Consider the following 23,477-nt stretch of genomic DNA (forward strand, 5'->3'; position numbering starts at 1 on the left):
AGGAGCCTCCCTCTCTTTATCTAGTGTCCGCCCAGATACGCCTCGCGCACCTCTTGGTTGCCGAGCAGTTCCTCGCCAGTACCTGTCATCCTGATTTCGCCGGTCACCATGACATAAGCCCTGTCACTTAGGCGCAGGGCATGGTTGGCGTTTTGCTCCACCAGGAAGATGGTCATGCCTGACTTCGCGAGCTCTCTTAGAGTTGCAAAGATTTGCTTCACTACGATAGGTGCCAGTCCGAGTGAGGGCTCGTCCAGTAGCAGGAGTTTGGGTCGGCTCATGAGTGCTCTGGCAATGGCAAGCATTTGCTGCTCGCCACCCGACATTGTCATTGCTCGTTGATTGCGCCGCTCCCTGAGGCGAGGGAAAAGGTTGAACATCTGCTCTCGATCCTCCTCGGCGTGACTCATGCCGACAGGAATGGTACCCATAAGAAGATTTTCTTCGACTGTCATGTCCGGAAAGACGCGCCGTCCCTCGGGCGACTGAGCGATACCGTTAGACGCCACGAAGTGGGTGCTCTTGCGCGTGATGTCCTGCCCTTGATAGAGGATCTGCCCGCTAGTGGCTCGTGGCTGTCCAAATATCGACATTAACAGCGTCGACTTGCCCGCTCCGTTAGCCCCAATCAGGCTTACAGTTTCTCCGGTGTTGATGTGGAGGTTCACCTTTCGCAGAGCCTGGATAGGGCCATAGTGAACGTCGACGTCTTTGAACGCGAGAATGGGTGTGCTCATGCTACTTCCTCTTCTTCTGCACCGAGGTAAGCAGCGATTACCTTCTGGTCATCTTTGATCGCGCTTGGTGCGCCTTGAGCGATAACCAGGCCATGATCCAGCACGATAACGTGATCAGAAATGCTCATGACCATACCCATGTCATGCTCAATCAACAGTACGGTCAGCTGATGATCATCCCGAAGCTTGCGGATGATAGCGCTCAGAGCAATTGTCTCGGCAGGATTGAGGCCGGCAGCGGGTTCGTCAAGGCATATCAGCTCCGGCCCGGTACACATCGCTCGGGCGATCTCCAAGCGTCGCTGCTGGCCATAAGAGAGCTCACCTGCCAGTCTGTTGCAGTGCTCGACCAGGTCGACTACTTCCAACCAGTAGAAGGCCGTATCGAGTAGCTTGCTCTCTGTTTTTCGATAAGCGGGGGTGTTCAGGATGCCAGTCAGCAGGTTGCGTTGAGCCAGCATGTGCTGAGCGACCAGCAGGTTTTCCAGGACAGTCATTTCCTTGAATAGACGGATGTTTTGAAAGGTACGCGCAAGTCCTGCCCGGTTAACCAGATGCGTTCCGCCGAACATCTTGTACCAGAGCCGTGACCCGAACTGTCCAGGCTTGATGAAGTCCTGAGCTTTGAAGGGTTCACCCAACACTTGGATGACGTCCGTCTGTTTACCTTGTGCATTGAGCAGGATCTTGCCGCCAGTGGCTGAGTAGAATCCCGTCAGGCAATTGAACACGGTGGTCTTGCCGGCGCCGTTGGGGCCTATCAACGCTGAGATCGAGTGCCGCTTGATTGAGAAATTGACATCGTTGAGTGCTTTGATGCCCCCAAAGTGCATCATGAGGCTGTCCACGGTGAGGATATTGTCTTTCATGGAGCTACTCCTTTGCGCGGGGCGATGCCAATTCGATTAATGCGAATCAGCCCGCGCGGACGCCAGATCATCATGAGCACCATCAGGATGCCGAACATCAGCACACGGTAGTCGGCGAAGCTACGCAAAAGCTCCGGTGCAATCGTCAGGACAAATGCTGCAATTACCACTCCGACGGTTGATCCCATGCCTCCAAGTACCACGATGGCGAGAATCAGTGCCGACTCGAAGAAGGTGAACGAGGTCGGGTTCACAAAACCTTGATAGGTTGCGAAAAATACGCCCGCTATCCCGGCAGTTGATGCGCCGATCATGAACGCGGAAAGCTTCACCAAAACATGGTTGAGGCCCATCGAACGGCAAGCGATTTCGTCCTCTCGTAGCGCTTCCCATGCGCGCCCGACTGGCATACGGGTCAAGCGATGCTTGATGTACAGAACTGCAAGAACGAGCAACAACAGGACGGTGTAGATGAAGATAAACTTCATGTTCGAGTTGTAGGTGATTCCGAAAAACTCGTGATACGGAACGCCACCATCCTTGGCGCGGCGAGCGAATTCGAGACCGAAGAATGTGGGGGACGGTGCCGTCATCCCATTGGGGCCGTTGGTGAACGAAACCCAGTTGGTGAGAACAAGCCTGATGATTTCACCGAAGCCCAGGGTGACGATCGCCAAGTAGTCGCCATGCATCCTCAGCACCGGGAATCCGAGAAGCATCCCTGCAAAAGCAGCGAGCAGGGCGGCCAGCGGCAGCATGCTCCAGAAGCCCAGACCAAGATATTCGTATCCTAAGGTCAACCCGTAGGCACCAATGGCATAGAATCCGACAAAGCCGAGGTCGAGCAGTCCTGCCAGCCCCACGACGATGTTAAGGCCTAGCCCGAGCAAGACGTAGATCAGGCCCAGGATCACAACTGTCAGCAGATACTTGTTGGCGTAAAACGGCAGCACGAGCGCCATCAAAATCAGCACAGGGAGAACCCAGCGCATGATCGATGCGTGTCCCGGCGGCTTTACTCCAACGCCACCGCCTGCTCGGTCGAAGCGCTCCATGAGTTTATGGCCGCTGGCAGTCTGCAGAAACAAGCTCAGCACGAATCGGCCAGCCATCACTGTCCCAACGATCCAGCCAACACGGTCAAATCGCGGGGTGAAATCGTAACCCTGCAAAACCACACCGACGATGGGCCCAAACACGATCAGAGCGATCAGCCCGGCCATCACGGTATCGATCAAGACTTTCTTGAGATTGATACTTTTCATTTTATCGCTCATGACTTCATACCTTGGTTACTTGAGGTCGGCCAAGGAGGCCTTGGGGCCGGAAGATGAGGATCAGTACGAGAAGGGAGAAGCTGAAGACGTCTTTGTAGTCAGCGTTCACCATCCCAGAGAACTGAGCTTCGGACACGCCAAGGATCAGGCCGCCCAGCATTGCGCCCGGGAGTGACCCGATGCCGCCGAGGACAGCAGCTGTAAAGGCTTTGATCCCGATGATGAACCCTGCATAGAAATCGAAGGTTCCGTAGTTGAGTGTGATAAGCACGCCCGCCAACGCACCCATCGAGGCGCCTATGACGAACACATAGGAGATGATTCGGTCAGTGTTGATGCCAAGAATTTGCGACATCTTTCGGTCTTGCTGAGTCGCCCGACACATCCGGCCCAGGCGGGTACTTTTGATCATGAATGTCAGTGCAAGCATGCCGATGATGGCCGCAGCCAAGATGAACAGCTTGGTATGCGTGATCATGACGAAGCCATCACCCACCGAGATGCGAAGCGTGCCCTCCAGTAGTGTCGGGATACCCTGCTGTCGAGCGCCCTGGCTGATCTGTACGTAATTTTGTAAAACGAGTGATATGCCGATGGCCGAGATCAGAGGAGCCAAGCGCGTAGAGTTACGCAATGGTTTGTAGGCAACCCGCTCGATTGCCAGGCCGTAAACCCCGGTTACGACGATTGTGAAGATCAAGGTACCAAGAATGATAAGTGGGAATAAATCAACGCCCCAGAAACTCAGTACGGCTATCGAGATCGCGGCCAGGTAGGCGGAGATCATATAAACTTCGCCATGGGCGAAGTTGATCATGCCGATGATGCCATACACCATGGTGTAGCCGATCGCTATGAGGCCATACACCGAGCCCAGCGTTAGTCCATTGACTAGCTGTTGAATAAATGTATCCACGAGAATTTCCCCAAACGGGCAGAAGGGGTGCAGACTGGATTCAATCTGCACGCTGCAAAGGAAAAGTTAGAGCTGTCCGAACTTTCCGTCTGCGTCCCATTTGTACATTACATAGGGAGACTCTTTGAGGTCGCCTTTTTCGTTCCAGCTCTTGGTGCCCAGAACAGTATCGACTGAGTGGCTTTTCAGCCATTCACTTGCCTTGTTGCCATCTGTAGTGCCGGTCGCGCTGAAAGCGGCGGCAAGCGCCTGCAGGGATGCATAGGAGAAAAGTGTGTAGCTCTCCGGTTCATACCCAGTGTCTCTAAATTCCTTAACGACAGCTTTACCTGTTTCCAGATTGCGTGGATCTGGGTAGAAGGTCATCAGCACGCCATCGGTGTACTTCTTGCCGCCAGCGGTGGTGACCAGTTGATCGGTTACCGTGCAGTCGGTGGTCACGAAGGGAATGGTGAGACCTTGTTCGCGCATCTGCCGTACCAAGGGGCCCGCCTCTGGGTGGCAGCCGCCGAAGTACACCACTTCGGCCTTCGACGAGCGGATTTTGGTGACGACTGCGTTGAAGTCCTTCTCACCCCGCGTCAGACCTTCATAAAGCACTGTCTCGACGCCTTCAGCCTTGAGTGCGGCCTTAGTGGTGTCTGCTACGCCTTGGCCGAAAGTATCCTTATCGTGAATGACCGCTACGGTTTTGGCTTTGAGGTTCTTTGCGATGTAGTCAGCGGCGACTTGTCCTTGTTGATCATCGCGACCGGCCATGCGGAAGACACCAACCAACCCTCGCTCGGTGATGCTTGGTGCTGAGGATGCGGGGGTAATGGAGACGATCTGTGCTTCGTCGTAGATTTCCGAGGCTGGAATTGTGGAGGAAGAGCAGTAGTGACCAATGACTGCAACTACTTTGGCGCTATCAACCATTTGGTTGGCTGCAGCGACTGCTTGCTTGGGTTCACATGCGTCATCGCCTTTGACCAGGGCGATCTGCTGACCGTTGATGCCGCCCTTGGCGTTGATGTCTTTGGCTGCTTGTTCTGCGCCTCGCCATATCTGCTCGCCGAAGGCAGCATTGGGGCCAGTCAGTGGGGCTCCGACACCAATTTTGATATCGGCCATGGCGGTCATGGAAAGGGCCATGGAAATGGCGGCGGGGAGTGCGACTGATGCCTTGAAGATCGTTTTCATGCTCTTGCCTCTTTATTATTTGCTTTGATGCTCATTCGGGCAGCGTGAGAGGTATCAATGACGATTCTCACTGGCCGGCCCAGTGTCGGCTTTGGCAGTTTGAGGTTTTAGATTTGGATCTTTTGGGTATTATTATTCTTGTGTGCTATTGGGCATCTTTTCTTAGTGTTTTTTTAATTGCTCCTGTGTGGTTTTAAGATTGGAAATTCCCGTTTTGGTAGTATTGCGAGAAATTTCGCGCAATCAGCTCGGCTTTGTAGCTGATCATTTATCGCTCACTTTTTTTGAATGCTAACGACGATCGACCTGTGCTGCTATCTATCTCGGATAGGGTTTTAAAAGCCCAGATTCCACTCCGTGGTAGGAGGACTAGGCTCAGCGAGTTCGGCACAGAGGAATTGGTTGCAGATGGGGTAAGGTGCTCGCGAAATTTGACTCCCTGATCTGATCCAGGGAGTCATTCAGAGCTATTTGGCTTCGTCTAACCAGGTGACTGCGAATGCACTGGGAATCTGCTTGAGCTCAACTAAATCGCAGTCCTGGGTGATGAAGATGGCGACAGATCGTTCACCGGGCTGTTTTTGCAGCACTCGTGGAGCCGAGAAAGCTGTGCCAACTGTCTGCATCAGCAGATCACGCTCAGGAGCGCAGATGAGCGTTTTGCATCGCAGGAGCTTTTCCCCTAGGTAGCCCGTGATGTTTTCCAGCCAATCAATGGCGTCACCTGGGTCTGGGTCGGTCAGCAGGGCTTGGTAGACATGAATACGAGGATGGGCGGCAGCGATTACCAGCTTAAGTTGGGGGCGTGCGGTATCCAGGGGGCGCTGTGAGGAAGTCAGGAATGCCCTTTGACTGCGCACAGATGGAGATTCCTGCTCGATAATTACTGCGAAGGGGTTGATGCGCTGGACGGTGGCGCGAGCATCGATTAACGCTTGCTCAACAACTTGATCAATCTTTGTCAGCACTACCGTGTGCGCTGCGCTTAGCTGCGCTGCTACTGCATCAATCTGCGTCTGTCGTAGCGGAGGCCTGGCGCAGTCGTACGTGCAAATGATCGACACGGCCATTTGTAGATGAGCAAGGCCCGTCAGGGCGCGCACTACTTCGCCTGGCATTGAGAGCCCGCTGCACTCCAAGATGATCCGCTCGAATGGAGGCAAATCCATTCGGGCTCTGGTTTCGATCAGGCTTAGCACTGTGCTAACCAGGTCATTGCCAAGACTGCAACAGACGCAGCCATTGCTCAGCGTTTCGATCACCATCCCATCAGCCGAATCCATGAGCACAGCGCCGTCAATGTTGACGGCACCTGCGTCATTGACGATCACCGCCGTTCCGGTGCTGTCCTCTAACGTGTAGAGGAGGTGCTCCAGCAAGGTGGTTTTGCCGCTGCCCAGCGGCCCGGTCAAAATGAAGAAATCGATGCCCTTGGAAGGAGGGATCATGTGTGCCTCCTAAATGCTTGACCTGTGGTCGCTGCTCCAGGTTTCACCAACCATTTCTCTCACATCGGCGAGCAGTTCCTCGGTATCAAAAATCACGCCGCCCTTGATCGTGTAATCAAGGCAACGTTTGCGCTCGGCCACATTGGTGTCGTCATTAAGCCGGACGGCGCCAGTCCCGTAGAGAAGCTTGAAGTCGGCCATGGGATTTTGATTGTGAATGAGAATATCGGCTTCTTTGCCGACCTCCAGCGTACCGGTTTTGTGCTCAATACCCAGTAGTTCAGCGCCCTGCATAGTGGCTGCACGCAAGACCTCTTGCGGCGTGAAGCCTGCCTCCTGCAGGAGTTCGAGCTCGCGGATGTAGCCGAAGCCGTAAACCTGAAACATGAACCCGGAGTCACTGCCAGGGCACACTCGGCCTCCTCGATTTTTGTACTCATTCAGAAACTGCATCCAGATCCTGAAGCTTTCCTTCCATTCCAGCTCGTTCTTGGTTGACCAGCGGAAAAAGTAGGCCCCATGCCCACCACGTTGAGGTTGGAAGTAGTTCCAGGACGTGGCGTCGGTGTATTCCTCATGCCAATCGGCGCGGCGGGCGCGCATGACGTCACGGTTGCTGTCGTAGACGTTCATGGTCGGAACAAAGGTGTGGCCCGCTTCGAGGAATGCCTCAAGCACCTCATTCCATTTGCCGCTCCCGGGTTTTGTTGCCTGGAGGAACGTCCTGCCGGCGGTGGCGAAGCGTATGTATTCGTCGTTGTAGTTGTAGTCGTCGTCAATGAACTGGAGGGTGCTGCCTTCCATGAGCGCTTCGGGAAGGCCGTAGGAATGTTCCGTGCTGGTCAGTCCCCACATCGCTGTTTTTAGCGCGTTCATCCGTCCAACTGAGAGCTGAGCGTGATGGCAGCAAGTCTTGAGGCCGAGCTTTTTGCACTCGTCCAGAGCGGCTTCCATGATGGCCGGCGGAGATCCAAAAAACTTCACGCCACATGCGCCTTTCTCGCGAACCTGTCGCAGCCACTCACGCCCTTGCTCAGGGCTGTAGATCACCTTCAGGTAGTCGTTCACTGCAGGGAAGTAAACGTAAGGGTATAGGTTCGGGGCGCCGATGGCGTTATCGGCTGCTGCGCGTTGCTGTTCGCATGTCCAGGCAAGCCCGTTCATGCAGCCTGCTTCCCGCACGGATGTGACGCCGTGAGCGAGCCAGAGCTTGTATACGTAATCTGCTGGGAGCATTTCTCCGCTTTCTGCGTGGAAGGGCGTACCAACATGGGCGTGGCAATCGATAAAGCCTGGCGTGGCGAATTTGCCATGGCAGTCAATTTCACGGGTGCCTTTGGCGGGGCGCCTAGCGGGATTTATCGGAAGCCCAGGTACGCCTACTGCCGCGATCTCAGTGATGATGCCATTTTCGATAACGATATCGGCAGGCCCCCAGGGCGGGGCTCCGGTGCCATCGATAACTGTGATGCCTCGAAGAACCAGTCGGACGAATGGCCCGGTACCGCGTTCATTGCTGGTGGCGGGTTTGACTTGGCCAAGACCCTTCTTGGCGAAGCCAGCGACCATTTCTTCGCCTACCTCGATGGGGGTATCTGCGCTCGACTTCACGTTGTCTCCCATTATTCTAGTGAGCACTCAGCAACGGCTTTGTGCTGGAGCTATTGGAGCTGAGGGCTCAGCCAGCACGGTGTCGAGCCACTCAGGTCGGGACTGTGGCATTGGACAGTCCCTAGGCAGATGGGCAGTAGTCAAATTGGCCTGAATCGAATGTGCTGCTCAGGCTCGTGATGGGCTATCTCAGCTGTCCCGTTGGCGCGGCTTGAATGCACGGCTGGATCAATTGCCCTTCAATCATCCTAGCTGGGCGATGCCTCAGATTCTTAGTGTTTGGAGTGCAAATGGTTGAGTGGAAAATCCATTTCGAGGTAGGTGGAAATGTGTGAAATAGGATTTTCTTAGTCCGAATTCCTATTTTTGTGCGGTAGAAACGAGCCGTTCTCGGGCGCTCAATGATCGAACCCTACTACAACGACAAAAGGCGCGGCTTTCACAGAAAGCTCGAAGGGGATTTGAAAATGAGTGCAGTAAGCGTGGATGTAGGTCATGCAGTGGACGCGAATGCGATGCGGCGCAAAGCCATCATCGCCACTGTTCTAGGGAATGGATTCGAGTGGTTTGACTTCATGGTGTATGGCTTCTTCGCCATAATCATCGGGAAGTTATTCTTCCCTACCGGAGATGACTTAACGTCACTGATGCTATCGGCGGCGACCTTTGGTGTCGGTTTTTTAGTCCGGCCCATAGGTGGCGTTCTCATTGGTATCTACTCTGATCGTTATGGTCGCAAGGGTGCGCTGTCGCTCACCATCATTTTGATGGGTGTCGGCACCGCCATGATTGGCCTGGCGCCGACCTACGAACAGGCAGGTCTTTTGGCGCCGTGCATCATTGTCTTTGCTCGTCTGCTGCAGGGCGTTTCTGCAGGCGGTGAAATGGGGGCGGCTACTGCCTATCTCACCGAGCAGGCGCCAGAGGGCAAGAAGGCTTACTATTCCAGTTGGATTCAAACCAGTATCGGTTTTGCCGTGCTGCTGGGGGCTTGTTTCGGTACTGGTATCACCCTGGGTCTTAGTCCTGAAGAGGTTGAAAGCTGGGGGTGGCGAATTCCTTTCCTGTTCGGCATCTTGATCGGCCCGATCGGGTACTTCATTCGTCGAAATCTGCATGAGTCGCCCGTCTTTGAGGAGTCTTCGGATCTTACTGAGACGCCGCTGCGCGATGTGCTTCGTGATTACCCATGGCAAGCAGTTGCCAGCTTCTCCATGATCGTGCTGTGGACGGTGTGCATCTATGTGATCCTATTCTACATGCCCACCTATTCAGTGAAGGTGCTCAAGCTTCCTCAGTCGGCATCGTTCATTGCGGCAATGGTAGGGGGTGGCGTGATCACCCTATGCTCACCAATTACCGGTTGGATTTCTGACAAGATCGGACGCAAGTATCTGTTGGTGGGGGCTTCCGCGTCGATGCTGCTGCTGGCTTGGCCGATGTTCAACATGATCGCTAGCGCTCCATCGCTGTACACGCTGTGCGTGTTTCAGGCTGTATTCGGTGTGCTGATTGCGGTCTACACCGGCCCTATCTTGGCGGCTCTGTCAGAGACGTTCCCGGCCAAAGTGCTTTCCACTGGGCTGTCCCTGGCCTACAACCTCGCGGTGATGACTTTCGGTGGCTTTGCCTCGCTGATTCTGACTTGGCTGATCAGTGCAACAGGCACGGTCACGGCGCCTGCCTTCTACGTAATGATTGCTGCTGCATTCAGCCTGGTGGGTGTCATGTTTGGCTATAGGCAGCCGTGCCGTCGATAACCGAGAAAATCCCAGGCCCTTGGTGAGTCAGGGGTTTGGGATTTTGATGCAGTCAAAGGGGTTCAGCGCCAATTGTCATTCCTTCTTAGGGGTGGAAAAGGGCGCTGCTCCTTCCTATTTTGAGTTGGTAGAGCGGCGTCTGCTCTCGGCTTACAGTTGTTATCGTCCGTCGCTCTACCTCTATCAGCCGTTGTAGAGCGCCTCGTTGCAACCGTGCTGCTGATCGAGACCAGGCTTTTCCAAATGACAAAAAATAATCCTATCCCGTTCGACCTTAACCTCCTGTTGAGCCTGCGCTCAAAGCTTGAGGCGCAGACCTCGGCTGAGGTTCGATTTGATGCCGCCACTCGCGCCATCTATGCCTCTGAGGCTTCGAACTATCGTCAGTTGCCCATTGGTATCGTAATTCCGAGAAGCATTGCCGATATCGAGGCCACGGTTCGCCTCTGCCGTGAGGCCGGCATCCCCATTCTGCCGCGTGGTGCTGGCACTTCCATGTGTGGCCAGGCCGTGAATGCGGCAGTCGTTATCGACGCATCAAAATACCTTCATGCCATCCATGAAATTAATCCTGAAAAGCGATTGGCTCGCGTTGAGCCTGGGGTGATTTGCGATCAGTTGAAAGGTGAGGCTGCGAAAGTCGGCCTTACATTCGGCCCAGATCCGGCAACGCATAGCCGTTGCACCTTGGGCGGGATGATCGGCAACAACTCCTGCGGTGCGCACTCAGTGATGGCGGGCAAAACCGTAGAGAACGTCGAGCGTTTGGAGGTGCTGACTTACGACGGTGAGCGTTTCTGGGTGGGGCCGACTGATGAGGCGGCTTATCAGGAGCATATTGAGGCTGGTGGCCGGCGGGCAGAGATCGTTCGGGCGCTGAAGGATTTGGTTGATCGTAACGAGGAGCAGATTCGACAGGGCTTCCCCAAACTCAAGCGTCGTGTGTCCGGCTACAACCTTGATCAGTTGCTGCCTGAAAACGGGTTCAACATTGCACGGGCGTTAGTGGGTGTCGAAGGAACCTGTGTGACCGTTCTGCAAGCCGAAACCATTCTGGTGAAGAATCCGACTCACCGGGTACTGGTGGTTCTGGGCTACGAAGAAATCTATTACGCTGCTGACTCGGTGCCGCAGCTGCTGCCTCTGAATCCGATTGCTATGGAAGGGCTGGACGACGGCATCATTGATGGCTTGAAGGTGCGCGGTATGAAGCTGGCTGACATTGCCGAGCTGCCGGCAGGCAATGCCTGGTTGATGATCGAGTTCGGTGCTTTGTCCACTGAAGAGGCAACGGCCTTTGCTCAGAAAGCAGTCGACATCGCTCCTGATTTGCCGGGGCGACCAAGTGTCCGATTGGTTACCGACTCAGGGTTGATGAATCGGATTTGGACAATACGCGAGACCGGCGCGTCTGCTACTTCGCTGGGCTTGGATCCGAACGAGCCTGATCCAGTTGTGGGTTGGGAGGATGCTGCAGTTGAGCCAGAACACCTGGGTAAATACCTGCGGGAATTCAAGAGCCTGGTCAGCAGCTATGGCTACAAGACAAATCTTTACGGTCACTTTGGTGACGGGTGCATTCACTCCCGTATCACCTTCGATTTGAAGTCTCGGGATGGCGTGGATAACTGGCGTGCATTCTTGGATGAAGCGGCGCATCTGGTCGTACGGTACGGCGGATCGCTCTCTGGCGAGCATGGTGATGGGCAAGCTAAGGGTGAGTATCTGCGCATCATGTACTCGGACGAGATCATGAATGCCTTTGCAGACTTCAAATCCATCTGGGATCCGCTGAACAAGATGAACCCAGGCAAACTCATCCACGCCATGCCGGTCGATGCCAATCTGCGGTTGGGCCCGGATTACCAGCGCCGTGAAATCCGCAGCCAATTTACCTACGACGCACGGTTAGGTGACAAGGGCCTGGCCCGTGAGACCGAGCGCTGCATCGGAATGGGCAAGTGCCGCTCCCTCGATGGCGGCACCATGTGCCCGAGTTTCAGAGCAACCCGCGAGGAGAAATACTCCACCCGTGGTCGTGCGCGTTTGTTCTTCGAGCTTTTGAAGGGTGAGGTTATCGAGGATGCCTGGCAGAACGAGGAGGTCAAAGACTCCCTCGATCTTTGTCTTAGCTGCAAGGGCTGTAAAACGGACTGCCCAACCAATGTGAACATTGCCAGGTACAAGACGGAATTCCTCAGCCGTTATTACAGTGAAAAACGCCGCCCTGTGATGGACGCTATGATCGGGCGTATTGGGGAGTGGTTGCCTCATGCGACCAAGCTCTCGCCTGTCCTCAACTACGCTATGGGCAATCCGCTGGTGCGCACGGCTGGAGCCTATTTCGGGTTGGCACGGCAAGCCAAATTTCCAAAAATCGCTTCCAAAAGCTTCCGGAGCACCGCCACCGCCAAGCGCATCCTGCAAAATGAAGGCATCAGGGCCGGTAACGATGTGCTCTTGTGGGTAGATAGCTTTAACAATGGCTTCACACCCAAGGTGCTTGAAGCAGGGGTAACCGTACTCGAAGCACTTGGCTTCACTGTGAAGTTGATGAAGCGGCACGTCTGCTGCGGACGGCCTTATTACGACGTCGGCATGATCGATGAGGCCAAATCTAATCTTGAACAGATCCTTACTCAGCTGGAGCCGGTGCTCGAAGACGGACTGCCCGTCATCGTACTTGAGCCAAGCTGTCTGTCTGTGTTCCGAGATGAGATGCCAGGCCTTTTCCCGAATGATAAGCGTGCCAAGCAGCTTGAGAAGTCGATCATGACCTTGAGCGAGTTCATCAAGAGCCGAGCTCTGGAGCTACCTTCCATCAACGAGGATGTGCGTATTCACGGTCATTGCCATCAGAAATCTTGTGGTGGAATGGGGGGAGAGCAGGGCGTTCTGGAGAAGCTGGGTGGCAAGGGGCAGGTCATCGCCGCTGGCTGTTGTGGCGTTGCAGGTGCATACGCGTACCACAGCAAAACTGCTCCGATTGCGAAGATCATCGGTGAGAATGAGTTCAAGCCTCACATCGACAAGATTCCGCAGGAGGCAGCGGTAGTTGCGGATGGCTTCAGCTGTCGAGGGCAGATTCGAAATGTGAGCGGCAGGGAGGCAATGCATTTGGCGGAATACCTCGCAAAAATTCTGGGCTAGATGCGCCAGGGACTGCATTCTCAAAGCGTTAGGCTGCTGTGGCCATTACACCTAGGCAGCCCCCGAATGCAGTCGTATGTATTTTTTTGAGTGAGATAGGTAGGTCATGAAACTCGAAGTAGCGGTAGAAAACACTGTCCTACGCGAGGCCTCTGTAGTGGCGGGGGAAACCGCCATGGATCGCGAAATTACGTGGGTTCACATCGTCGACCATCCTGAAATCACCAATTGGCTCAAGCCTGGCGAGCTACTGTTGACCACGGGCTACAACTGGCCCGTGGACGACGAAGAGTGTCGCGTCATGGTGCGGAGGCTGGCCGAAATCGGTTTGGCTGGCGTAGTACTGGCTGTCCCGCATTTCCGTGAGCATTTCACACAGGCAGCTATTGATGAAGCGAACCGATGTGACCTACCGCTGCTTGAGTTGCCGTGGGACATTCAGTTCAGCGAAATCATGCACGATGTGTTGGCACGTATCATCAATATCCAGGCCGAGACCATTCGCCGCTCAGACCATATTCACCGGACGCTGACTGAGGCAGCCCTTGAGGGGAACAACCTGGAGGGCTTGGCGAGAGCGTTGAAATCGGCTTTAGACAAGGATGCAACGGTCGTCTCCATGGATGGGACTGTGTTGGGTGCGTCTGACTCCGCAGTTGACGAGGTGGCGGAGCGCGCCCTCATAAAGAAAATCACCGAGCTGGACACACTTGCCGGGTTCTTCGACTTCAGTACTGCAAAAGTCGTGACGGAGAGTGTAGGGCGGCCCCGATTAGGCGGTGCCATTAGGCTACGCGGCGAAGTGGTTGGTGTTGTCTGGTTGCACAGTGACGAGGGCGTTTTTGAGGAGCTGGAATCCCGTGCTCTCGAACATGCGGCGGTGATTGCAGCGCTTCATCTGGCCTACCAGCGTCAGCTATCAGATCAGGAGACCCGTCTTGGTTACGCATTCGTCGCAGGTCTGTTGGAGGGCAAGTTTTCCGCCACTCCAAGTGCGATAGAGCGAGCACAGGCATCTGGTTGGGGTGAAAACAGGGACTACAGAGTTTGCTTGGTGCTGCTGAATGAACCCATCCCGCTTTCTGTGGAAGGTTTCAATCGCCGCTCAAAAACGGCTGACCGAATTGCTCAGTCGATGCGCGGGCTGGGGATTGCTCCACTGGTGTCTGTGTCGCTGAATCAGATCAGTTTTCTGCTGCCGGCAGAGAACTCTCCGGACACGATTTGGAGGTCAGTGCGCACCGAGGGCAGTGCGATGGCTGTTAGTCGTGTGCATCAAGGCGTGACCGGTATGGCTCTGGGTGCAGAAGATGTATTCGCACTGGTACCACTGCTTAAACCGGGCAAGCTGCATGACTTCGATGAAGTTCTGTTCCCTCGGGCTCTGATGGGCGATGCGGATGCTCGACGCTTGCTGATGGAAAAGCTGATTGCGCCATTGGGTAATCCTAAGCGAGGCAATGCCCTGATTGAGACTGTGCTGACCTTGGCCAGGGAGGGCTTTCAACTGCTCAATACAGCCAAAGCATTGGAAATCCATATCAGCACCCTGCGATACCGGGTCGAGCGAATCGAGTCGATGCTGAACATCTCACTCGATAATCCAGATGACAAATTCAAGCTGCAGGTGGCTGCTCAGATGTATGTATTGGCAGCCGATGAAAAATGAGATTGCTTGGACACATGGCGCGACTTTAATGATGCGGTCGCACTGTGTTCGCAGGGGAGAGTTATCGTGACAAGGCGGGTTTTAAAGACCTCATGTGGGTTGCATCTGGTTTCTCAATCGGAAAGCACTCTTATTGATCCCATGGGTAAAGTGATTGAGCACGAGCTTGAGGGTCTGGCCCGAACTGCAATCGGTCTGAAGCTGGCGGGACATCGCGTCGTGGTGGCGATCGGTGAACCTCCTACAACGAGAAATGATTTCCCTGGCAACCAGGTCTATCGAACCGGGTATGCAGCCATGGTGGTATCGCAGACAAAGCTGATGGCTGAATGGAAAAAATGCTTCGATGGCTGCAATGAGCTGTCGGCCCAAGTGCTGGTGGACGCGGTGGTCTTTCACAATAAACACAGGGCACAGCAGCTGGTGGGGGTTCTTACCGAACTGATCGATATGAGTGTCATCCCGGTGGTGGGGCTTAGCGCTGCAGGGAGGGGGGTTGGGAGCTCGTTATTGGATGCTTTCCTGGTAAACCTGTTGGATGTGAGGGGGAGTGGATCCCGTTCCAAGGTGGCAGTCTAAGGCCCGGTAAAGTAGGTAGCCTGATAGATGGGGAGGAAAAAAATCTCTTCAATTTGTTCCTTGAGTAGGTAGTTCGGTGCTCGGCTCATCCGGTTCAATGACGACCGTTAAGACCCATGGATAGGGCCTGCCGGTCGCGCTACAGCCGATTAGTCAGTTACATGAATGTTTGCCTGCCTAATAATAACTCGAGGCTTGAATTGATGTCCCATGCTCCCCAGACGACCCATTCAGCGAATGCTGATGGTTCGAACCTCGCCACAGGGTTGAAACAGCGCCACGTCACGATGCTCTCCATTGCAGGTGTCATCGGTGCTGGTCTTTTTGTCGGCTCTGGCCATGCAATTGCTGCAGCCGGCCCAGCTGTCCTGCTTTCCTACATAGCTGCCGGTACGCTCGTCGTATTGGTCATGCGCATGCTAGGGGAGATGGCTGTCGCTTCGCCTGATACCGGTTCGTTTTCCACCTACGCCAACAGAGCCATCGGCCCATGGGCTGGCTTCTCCATCGGCTGGCTTTACTGGTGGTTCTGGGTGCTTGTCATCCCGCTTGAGGCCATTGCGGCAGCCGCCATTCTAAACTCGTGGTTCCCAGGGATTGAAACGTGGGCATTTGCCTTGGCGATCACAGCCCTGCTTACAATCTCAAACCTGTTCAGTGTGGCCAAGTACGGAGAGTTCGAATTCTGGTTTGCGTTGTCAAAGGTTGTAGCCATCATGGCGTTTATCGTCCTGGCTGCCGTCGCTCTGGTAGGTGGTCTGCCAGGTCGGGAGGTTGATGGTTTCATCGCGACCATGAACGCGAATGGTGGTTTCGCTCCAAATGGCTATGGCCCGGTTCTCGGGGCATTGCTGACTACCATGTTCAGCTTCATGGGCACTGAGATCGTCACCATTGCAGCAGCAGAATCCAAGAACCCCTCGCAGCAGATCGCTCGGGCCACCAACTCGGTTATCTGGCGGATCGGCATTTTCTACGTCGTATCCATCTTCATGGTCGTCTCCATCGTTCCATGGAATGACGCTCAGCTATCGGTCGTGGGTTCATACCAGCGGGCCTTGGAGCTGCTGCAGATTCCTTACGCAAAGCTCATCGTTGATATCGTAGTGCTTGTAGCCGTAGCGAGCTGCCTTAACTCGGCAATCTACACCGCTTCTCGCATGCTCTTTGCGTTGGCTAAGCGGGGTGATGCCCCGCAGGGATTGAAAAAAACCACGGCTTCCAATGTGCCCCTCAAGGCCGTGTTGGCCAGTACTGCGATCGGCTTCCTCACAACTGCAATCAATTACTTCGCACCCGAGAAGGTCTTTGCCTTCCTGCTTGCAACCTCAGGTGCGGTAGCCCTGCTGGTTTACCTGGTCATCGCTGTCTCGCAGCTGCGTATGCGTAAGCAGTTGATCGCCAGTGGGCAGAAGCTCGACTTCAAAATGTGGCTCTATCCATGGTTGACCTGGCTGGTGATCATTTTCATCACCGGCGCGCTGGCTCTGATGTTGACGCTGCCGAAGCACACGGGTGAGGTGGCTGCTACTGCAGTGCTCGCTGCCGCGATCGTTGCCACGGGGTTGTACACCAAGCGTCGATCCAAGGCTGCCGCTTGGTCTCAAAGGGCAGTCGTCGATCGCTAATGTGATTGCTGAAACGTGTTGCGAGGGGTGACTGCCTAAGGTAGTCACCCCTTTTCTCGTTCGGGTGCTTACGGTGCAATTGCATTCCTGCTTTCCGTAAGCCGTCAGCGACTCCAGCATGAGGGCAATGGAGTGCAGTACGCTGGCATGTCCGGCGTTTTCCTCTGTCGATCAGGCAGGTCTTACTTACGAAAGGGTACTGACGCCATGAATCGCTTCATCATCATTTCTGGCTGCTCAGGCGGCGGTAAATCGACACTTTTGGCCGAGCTTCGGCAACGCGGCTATGCAGTAGTGGAGGAACCGGGGCGGCGCATTGTGCAGGAACAAGCTTGCGTCGGAGGACAAGCACTGCCGTGGCTAGACATGACTGCCTTCTTGCGTCGAGCCGTCGCGGTGGCTGTCAATGACTACGTCAGCTCCCCGAAAAGTGGCTCGCAATGGGTGTTCTTCGACCGGGGTTTGATCGACGCGGCGGCTGCGCTTCAAGAGTTGACCGGAGAACCTGTGTTGGACGCGTTGGGTCATCAGTATCGCTACCACGAACACGTTTTCCTGGCACCGCCGTGGCCCGACATCTATGTGCAGGATACGGAGCGCCGGCATGATATGACCGCCGCGCTAGTCGAGTTTGAGCGACTACAGTGCACTTATCCCGCTCTGGGCTATGCGGTATCGCTATTGCCCAAAGTCAGTGTGGCGCAGCGCGCCGACTTTGTATTGAAGACCCTGGCAGGTCGCTGACATGTCGCGGGTTTTCCCTGCCTGCTGGAGAATGAAGTCAAAGGAACGTAATGCCCATGCGTAGGACGTTCTCACATACGCCTTCCTCTCGCTGCCTTACTGTATCTCCGGTGCGCTCTGTGTCCCTTAGCCGATGCCGCCCTCGCCGGAAGATAGGGTTCATCGCAATGTGACCAGGCATCCTCGCTCGGTTCACTTGGATCCATGTCTTTGGGGGATGTCTCATAATCACCATATTGCTCGGGTGCGCAACGCTTCATGCGGGCCGAGTGAATCAAGCTAACGGTTGCCGCTGCCAATTTACCGTCGGCGCCCTTTGCCGAATTGCATTCTCCACCTGGTTGCGGTTGGTAAGGTGTAGACCTCCTTCTAGATAAGGCGTGAACGACCAGAGTGCACACGAATGCGCGGAAAGGTGAGCTCGCCGAGCGTTTGTGCCTTCCGAGATGCTGCCCGCTTAATCCTGCAGACAGCGGGCGTAGGCTAGCTCCTATTTCTGGAAGCATTTTATGCCGGTTTTTTCCTGTTTTGAGTGCGTAGTTCGAGGGTGTGGGTATGGGTAGCATTTCCAAACTGACACACAAAGGTGAATGCCATGTCTTCTCAACAAAAACTGTCTGTATCGCCTCGCGCGCAACACGTATCAAACGGTATTGCTGTTGCTCACCCGATCACTGTGAGCCGCGCTGCAGGTGCTTACCTTTGGGATGACCAAGGTAAGAAATACTTGGACTTCGTAGGTGGTATCGGCGTGCTGAACGTCGGTCACAACCATCCACGCGTAGTCGAAGCGGTACGTAAGCAGTTGGATACCTTCTCGCACATCTGCTTCCAGGTGGCAGCTTACGACCAGTACACCGACCTCGCTGCGAAGCTGAACAACCTGGTGGGCGGCCCGGAGCACTACAAGTCGGTGTTCCTGACTACCGGTGCTGAAGCCGTTGAGAACGCCATCAAGATCGCGCGTGCTTACACCAATCGTCCGGGGGTGATCGCATTCCGTGGCGGTTTCCACGGGCGTACCTTGATGGGTATGACCCTGACTGGCATGAGCCAACCTTATCGCCAGAATTTCGGCCCATACGCCCCGGATATTTACCACACCCCGTACCCGAACGAGTACCGTGGCGTGACCACCGAGAAAGCGCTTGCCGCCTTGCAAGAAGTCTTCGACACGCAGATTGCTGCCGACCGCGTAGCGGCAATCATCATTGAGCCTGTTCAGGGTGACGGCGGTTTCATTCAAGCACCGGTTGAATTCATGCGTGCTCTGCGCAAGAAAACCGAAGAGCTGGGCATCGTTCTGATCTGCGACGAGATCCAGACCGGCTTCGGTCGTACTGGCAAAATGTTTGGCTTCGAGCACTCGGGCATCCAGCCCGACCTGGTAACTGTTGCCAAGAGCCTGGCCGGTGGTTTGCCAATTTCGGGTGTTGTAGGTCGTGCCGCGATCATGGACGCACCTCTGCCTGGTGGTCTGGGTGGTACCTACGGCGGTAACCCGCTGGGCTGCGCAGCAGCACTGGAAGTCATCAAGATTTTCGAGTCTGAGAACCTGACCGAGCGCAGCCGTGCCATTGGTGCGCAGCTCCTGGAAGGCTTCAAACCTCTGGAAGGTCGTTTCAAGGGCATTGGTCACGTACGTGCCACCGGCGCCATGGCCGCCGTAGAGTTCGTTACCGATCGCGATACCAAAGAGCCCGATGCCGCCACTGCCCAGCGCGTGATTGATGCTGCCCGTGAAGAAGGTCTGCTGGTCATCAAGTGTGGCGTTTACCGTAACGTCGTTCGCTTCATCTGCCCTCTGGTGATTTCCGAGCAGGATGTTGCTGAGGCGCTGGGTATGTTCGAGCGTGCGCTGGTTGCCGCCAAGGCCTGAGCCTGACGGTCTATCGGTTTAGCACCGCAATTATTCTGGAGTGGTTATGACCCCGTTTGAAGCGTTCAATGAGGTTGATATTCGTGTCGGCGAAGTCGTGCGAGTAGAGCTCAATGAAAAAGCAAACAAGCCAGCTTATAAGTTCTGGATCAATTTTGGTGAGCTGGGTGAGAAGACCACCAGCGCTCAGTACACCAAGCTCTACAGCCCCGAAGAACTTGTCGGTAAGCAGGTGGTTTGCGCCGTCAATCTGGGCTCAAGGAAGATTGCAGGCTTCACCTCCGAGGTGTTGATGCTGGGCGTGGATCGCGAGCCGGGTGAGGTGGTTTACCTGACCACTGAACGCCAAGTGCCAATCGGAAGCAAAATTTTCTAACCCTTAGTTGCTGAGCTTCTGTTTGGCGACTAACCCAAAACAAGTAAACCTAAAAGTAGGATATCAAGATGCAACTGACCGACTTCAAAGCGCTGACCTTCGATTGCTACGGCACCCTGATTGACTGGGAAACCGGTATTGTCAACGCACTCCAACCGCTGGCAAAGCGCACCGGCAAAACTTTCACTTCCGATGAGCTGCTGGAAGTGTTCGGTCGTAACGAGTCGCCTCAGCAGACCGAAACTCCAGGTGCTCTGTATCAGGACATCCTGCGCGCTGTGTACGATCGCATTGCCAAAGAGTGGGGCCTGGAGCCCGACGCCGCTGAGCGCGAAGAGTTCGGCACCTCTGTCAAAAACTGGCCTGCTTTCCCAGACACCGTTGAGGCTCTTCAGTACCTGAAGAACCACTACAAGCTGGTGATCCTGTCCAACATCGATCGCAACGAGTTTAAGCTGAGCAATGCTAAACTGGGTGTTGAGTTCGACCATATCATTACCGCCCAGGATGTTGGTTCGTATAAGCCAAATCCAAACAACTTCACCTTCATGATCGATGCTCTGGGTGAAGCTGGAATCGAGAAAGGCGATATTCTGCACACTGCAGAGAGCCTGTATCACGACCACATCCCTGCCAACGACGCAGGCTTGGCGTCGGCCTGGATCTACCGTCGTCACGGTAAAGAAGGCTATGGTGCTACCCATGTGCCGTCGCGTATGCCAAATATCGATTTCCGTTTCAACAGCATGGGCGAGATGGCTGAAGCCCATAAGAAAGCCCTGAAAGGCTGAGTCAAGAGCCGGTAGCCTTAGGGCTGCCGGCTTTTTCACTTCAATGGTACAAAAGCTATGAATTCACTCGATACGGCAGCAACTAAGACTGGTTTTGGTATGTTGCCTGCCATAGCGGCGGTCATTATCTGGAGTACTCTGGCCGTAAGCGTAACGTTTTGTAGTAATGTTTCGCCCATGTTTATTACGGGTGCTGCGCTTTTCATTGGTGGTGTGATTGGCCTTCCTTGGCTTAAGCTCTGGAAGATGCCTCGCGAATTGTTTCTGATTGGTACGTTTTGCATGTTGACGTACCATGTCATCTATTTTTATGCCTTGCAGCTTGCCGATCCAATCGGCGTTAGTCTGCTTCACTATCTTTGGCCTGTCTTCATTGTTTTGCTGGGCCCATTGTTTGTTCGCGGCGGCAAACTAACAGTCAAATCTGTTCTTGCAGGTCTTATTGGCTTTGTAGGTGCTATGATCAGCTGTAACCCTGATCACTCGATCAGCGTTGGCGACTCTTCTAACACCTGGCTGGGCTACACCCTTGCTTTTGTTTCTGCAATCTTCTGGGCTGTATACTCGCTATTGGCGAAGAAGTACCCTCATGTGCCTAGCGCCTCTGTTGGCTTGTATTGTCTTGTTTCTGGAGCTGTTTGCTTAGCGCTTTATCGTACGGGTGCACAGTGGCCGACATTAACCACTAACGAAATCTGGGCAATCTTGTACATGGGCATTGGCCCGATGGGTGGGGCATTCTACCTCTGGGACTATGCGATGAAGAAAGCAAACCATGAACAAGTCGCCGTGCTCAGCTATGCCACGCCTGTGCTATCAACAGCCTTTTTGGCGCTTTACCTGAATGTAGGTATGCAGTGGTATATCTGGGTGGGGGCAGCATTGGTTGTTGTATCGATGGTCATGTCCAAGAAGACTGAGGCTCCGGCTCTCAAGTAACGAATCAGGAATCTTCGTACTGCGCAGTAATGGTAGAAAGGATTGAATTGGTCACTCGGTTCTGGTCTCTACCTTTATGTTGTATTTGCCCCCTCCACACTGGGGGCTTTTTTTTGAGCGTATGTAGCCACCGATCGCTGTGGGCCGAATATCAGTGCGTTGTACTTCTCTCCTGGATGGTTATTTCACATAGGGGGATTCGACCTGCCCGTGATTAATACTTGATTAAAATAAAATGAGGAAAGCAGTTGTGGATACAGTTACAGCAAATAGCAAGGTACAAAGTCAGGAGGGTCAGCTCAAAGCTGGCCTTAAGTCTCGACATTTGACAATGATGTCCATTGCGGGTGTTATCGGAGGATCCCTATTCGTCGGCTCCGGAAGCGTTATCCATAGTGCAGGCCCCGCAGCGTTCCTAGCGTTTCTGGTCGGTGGGGTCTTGATGATGCTCATCATGCGAATGCTTGGTGAAATGGCTACGTCCTCCCCCGACACAGGTTCATTTTCAACGTATGCCGATCGCGCTATTGGCCGCTGGGCAGGATTCACCATTGGCTGGTTGTACTGGGGATATTGGGTGAGTTTAATGGCTTGGGAGGCCTATGTAGCTGGCAAGATTTTAAACGGTTGGTTCCCAAGTATTAGTGTCAACGTCTTTGTGCTGGCAACGACACTCCTATTGATCAGTATCAACTTTTTCAACGTAAAAAACTATGGCGAGTTTGAGTTTTGGTTTGCGCTAATTAAAGTAGTGGCGATTTTTTGCTTCCTAATCGTTTGCTGCCTGGCAGTCACTAACATTTGGACGCTAGGGGAGGTGAGAGGCATCAGCAACCTGACTGCGCACGGCTTCATGCCAAATGGAATAGATCCTGTCGTAGGTGCCATGCTGGGTGTGATGTTTGCGTTCCTGGGCGCTGAAATTGCGACTATTGCAGCGTCCGAGTCTGCGAATCCAGCGCAGCAGATCGTCAAAACGACTAAGTCAGTCGTTTGGCGCGTAGGCTTATTTTACGTCGGGTCAATCTTCCTTATCGTGTGCTTGGTGCCGTGGAATGACCCTATGCTTGGCGAGTCGGGTTATGGCTCATACCGGCGTACACTCGAGCTGTTGGGAGTGCCGGGTGCCGAAATGCTGATGAACTTTGTAGTGTTGACGTCGGTTAGTAGCTGTCTGATTTCAGCTCACTACACGGCCTCACGCATGCTTTATTCTTTGGCGAGACGTGGCGATGCCCCGTCGTTCTTCAAGTTCACAAAAGCAGAAACGGGAATTCCGTTGTATGCGATCATCGGCTCTTGCGTCGTGGCGGTTGTGTTAGCGTTGATCAATTTCAGCGAAGTGCTGCGCCCTAAGGATATTCTTGATACGCTGATGAACATGACGGGAACCATCGCCCTCTTGGTTTACCTCGTTATCGCGTGTTCACAGTTGAAGATGCGTCGCAAGCTTGAGGCGAGTGGCAGTGACATTCCGTTAAGAATGTGGCTTTTCCCTTGGCTGACATGGGCAGTAATAATCTTCATCGTAGTTTGTCTGGGGGTGATGTCGTTCATGCCTGAGTATCAGGTTCTGGTCGTGTCAACTGGTAGTGCGGCACTCGCGTTGGTGATTATTGGGATTTTTCATCAGATCCGGTGCGACCGCTCTAAATCCTGAGGAGGCCGTACACTGCAGTTTTGACGGTGAGCGCTTCACTCGTGTGCATCCATTCATTATTCAATGAATAAACCTGGGCGGGTGGTTGTTTGTGGTTCTCGCAAGCACATCACCTGCCATTCATGATGGTTGTCAACGCTGCTCCGTCTGTAATTTGTGCAAAGGATTTATTGCACTTCGATGTTGCACGCGTGTTTTGATAGCTCTCTGAGACGTCTAGAGCTCTGTTGGGGTTTATAAGCCGTGCCGAGTTGTCAGCAAT

Annotated in this window: 18 protein-coding genes; 11 read left to right on the forward strand and 7 right to left on the reverse strand. The window is 54.2% G+C overall.

What is annotated here, in order from left to right; all coding sequences use genetic code 11:
* Window positions 1-20 precede the first annotated feature (20 nt).
* The 7 genes from MFF34_RS25175 to MFF34_RS25205 form a co-directional block, all read right to left on the reverse strand.
* On the reverse strand, window positions 21-737 hold the full coding sequence (locus MFF34_RS25175) for an ABC transporter ATP-binding protein (protein WP_063427187.1): 717 nt from the start codon (window positions 735-737) through the stop codon (window positions 21-23).
* Window positions 734-1,606: an ABC transporter ATP-binding protein gene (locus MFF34_RS25180; RefSeq protein WP_063427185.1), complete on the reverse strand. Its 873-nt coding sequence runs from the start codon at window positions 1,604-1,606 to the stop codon at window positions 734-736. Before MFF34_RS25180 ends, MFF34_RS25175 begins: the two co-directional genes overlap by 4 nt.
* On the reverse strand, window positions 1,603-2,883 hold the full coding sequence (gene livM / locus MFF34_RS25185; protein ID WP_238217164.1) for a high-affinity branched-chain amino acid ABC transporter permease LivM: 1,281 nt from the start codon (window positions 2,881-2,883) through the stop codon (window positions 1,603-1,605). Before livM ends, MFF34_RS25180 begins: the two co-directional genes overlap by 4 nt.
* A 4-nt stretch (window positions 2,884-2,887) precedes the next feature.
* Complete coding sequence (locus MFF34_RS25190; RefSeq protein ID WP_238217166.1) at window positions 2,888-3,799, reverse strand: branched-chain amino acid ABC transporter permease LivH; 912 nt, start codon at window positions 3,797-3,799, stop codon at window positions 2,888-2,890.
* A gap of 66 nt (window positions 3,800-3,865) precedes the next feature.
* Window positions 3,866-4,981, reverse strand: a complete 1,116-nt coding sequence (locus MFF34_RS25195; RefSeq protein ID WP_063427181.1) for a branched-chain amino acid ABC transporter substrate-binding protein — start codon at window positions 4,979-4,981, stop codon at window positions 3,866-3,868.
* 467 nt (window positions 4,982-5,448) lie between these two features.
* Complete coding sequence (locus MFF34_RS25200; RefSeq protein WP_238217168.1) at window positions 5,449-6,429, reverse strand: GTP-binding protein; 981 nt, start codon at window positions 6,427-6,429, stop codon at window positions 5,449-5,451.
* Between the two features lie 9 nt (window positions 6,430-6,438).
* On the reverse strand, window positions 6,439-8,040 hold the full coding sequence (locus tag MFF34_RS25205) for an amidohydrolase family protein (protein ID WP_238217170.1): 1,602 nt from the start codon (window positions 8,038-8,040) through the stop codon (window positions 6,439-6,441).
* Between the two features lie 515 nt (window positions 8,041-8,555).
* Here MFF34_RS25205 and MFF34_RS25210 point away from each other — a divergent pair.
* From MFF34_RS25210 to MFF34_RS25260, 11 genes are all read left to right on the forward strand, one after another.
* The gene (locus MFF34_RS25210; RefSeq protein ID WP_238217326.1) at window positions 8,556-9,800 is read left to right on the forward strand and encodes an MFS transporter; all 1,245 of its coding nucleotides are present in this window, start codon (window positions 8,556-8,558) and stop codon (window positions 9,798-9,800) included.
* Window positions 9,801-10,043: 243 nt separating this feature from the next.
* Window positions 10,044-12,950 (forward strand): FAD-binding and (Fe-S)-binding domain-containing protein, encoded by a 2,907-nt coding sequence (locus tag MFF34_RS25215; RefSeq protein ID WP_238217329.1) that lies wholly within the window; start codon window positions 10,044-10,046, stop codon window positions 12,948-12,950.
* A gap of 106 nt (window positions 12,951-13,056) precedes the next feature.
* Window positions 13,057-14,619 carry a PucR family transcriptional regulator gene (locus tag MFF34_RS25220; RefSeq protein WP_238217172.1) on the forward strand — a complete coding sequence of 521 codons (1,563 nt, stop codon included), beginning with the start codon at window positions 13,057-13,059 and terminating at the stop codon, window positions 14,617-14,619.
* A gap of 6 nt (window positions 14,620-14,625) precedes the next feature.
* On the forward strand, window positions 14,626-15,198 hold the full coding sequence (locus MFF34_RS25225) for a hypothetical protein (RefSeq protein WP_238217174.1): 573 nt from the start codon (window positions 14,626-14,628) through the stop codon (window positions 15,196-15,198).
* A 203-nt stretch (window positions 15,199-15,401) separates the two neighbouring features.
* The gene (gene gabP, locus MFF34_RS25230; RefSeq protein WP_238217175.1) at window positions 15,402-16,826 is read left to right on the forward strand and encodes a GABA permease; all 1,425 of its coding nucleotides are present in this window, start codon (window positions 15,402-15,404) and stop codon (window positions 16,824-16,826) included.
* 207 nt (window positions 16,827-17,033) lie between these two features.
* Window positions 17,034-17,570 carry an AAA family ATPase gene (locus MFF34_RS25235; protein WP_238217177.1) on the forward strand — a complete coding sequence of 179 codons (537 nt, stop codon included), beginning with the start codon at window positions 17,034-17,036 and terminating at the stop codon, window positions 17,568-17,570.
* A 595-nt stretch (window positions 17,571-18,165) separates the two neighbouring features.
* Complete coding sequence (gene gabT, locus MFF34_RS25240; protein WP_238217179.1) at window positions 18,166-19,449, forward strand: 4-aminobutyrate--2-oxoglutarate transaminase; 1,284 nt, start codon at window positions 18,166-18,168, stop codon at window positions 19,447-19,449.
* A 46-nt stretch (window positions 19,450-19,495) separates the two neighbouring features.
* Window positions 19,496-19,825, forward strand: a complete 330-nt coding sequence (locus MFF34_RS25245) for a tRNA-binding protein (protein WP_099429040.1) — start codon at window positions 19,496-19,498, stop codon at window positions 19,823-19,825.
* 68 nt (window positions 19,826-19,893) lie between these two features.
* Entirely contained in the window at window positions 19,894-20,616 is a 723-nt protein-coding gene (locus MFF34_RS25250; protein ID WP_238217181.1) for a haloacid dehalogenase type II, read from the forward strand.
* A gap of 57 nt (window positions 20,617-20,673) precedes the next feature.
* Window positions 20,674-21,555 (forward strand): DMT family transporter, encoded by an 882-nt coding sequence (locus MFF34_RS25255; protein WP_238217183.1) that lies wholly within the window; start codon window positions 20,674-20,676, stop codon window positions 21,553-21,555.
* A gap of 250 nt (window positions 21,556-21,805) precedes the next feature.
* The gene (locus MFF34_RS25260) at window positions 21,806-23,215 is read left to right on the forward strand and encodes an amino acid permease (protein ID WP_283236630.1); all 1,410 of its coding nucleotides are present in this window, start codon (window positions 21,806-21,808) and stop codon (window positions 23,213-23,215) included.
* Window positions 23,216-23,477 lie beyond the last annotated feature (262 nt).

The organism is Pseudomonas sp. PAGU 2196 (assembly GCF_022179005.1).
Lineage (GTDB): Bacteria > Pseudomonadota > Gammaproteobacteria > Pseudomonadales > Pseudomonadaceae > Aquipseudomonas > Aquipseudomonas kermanshahensis.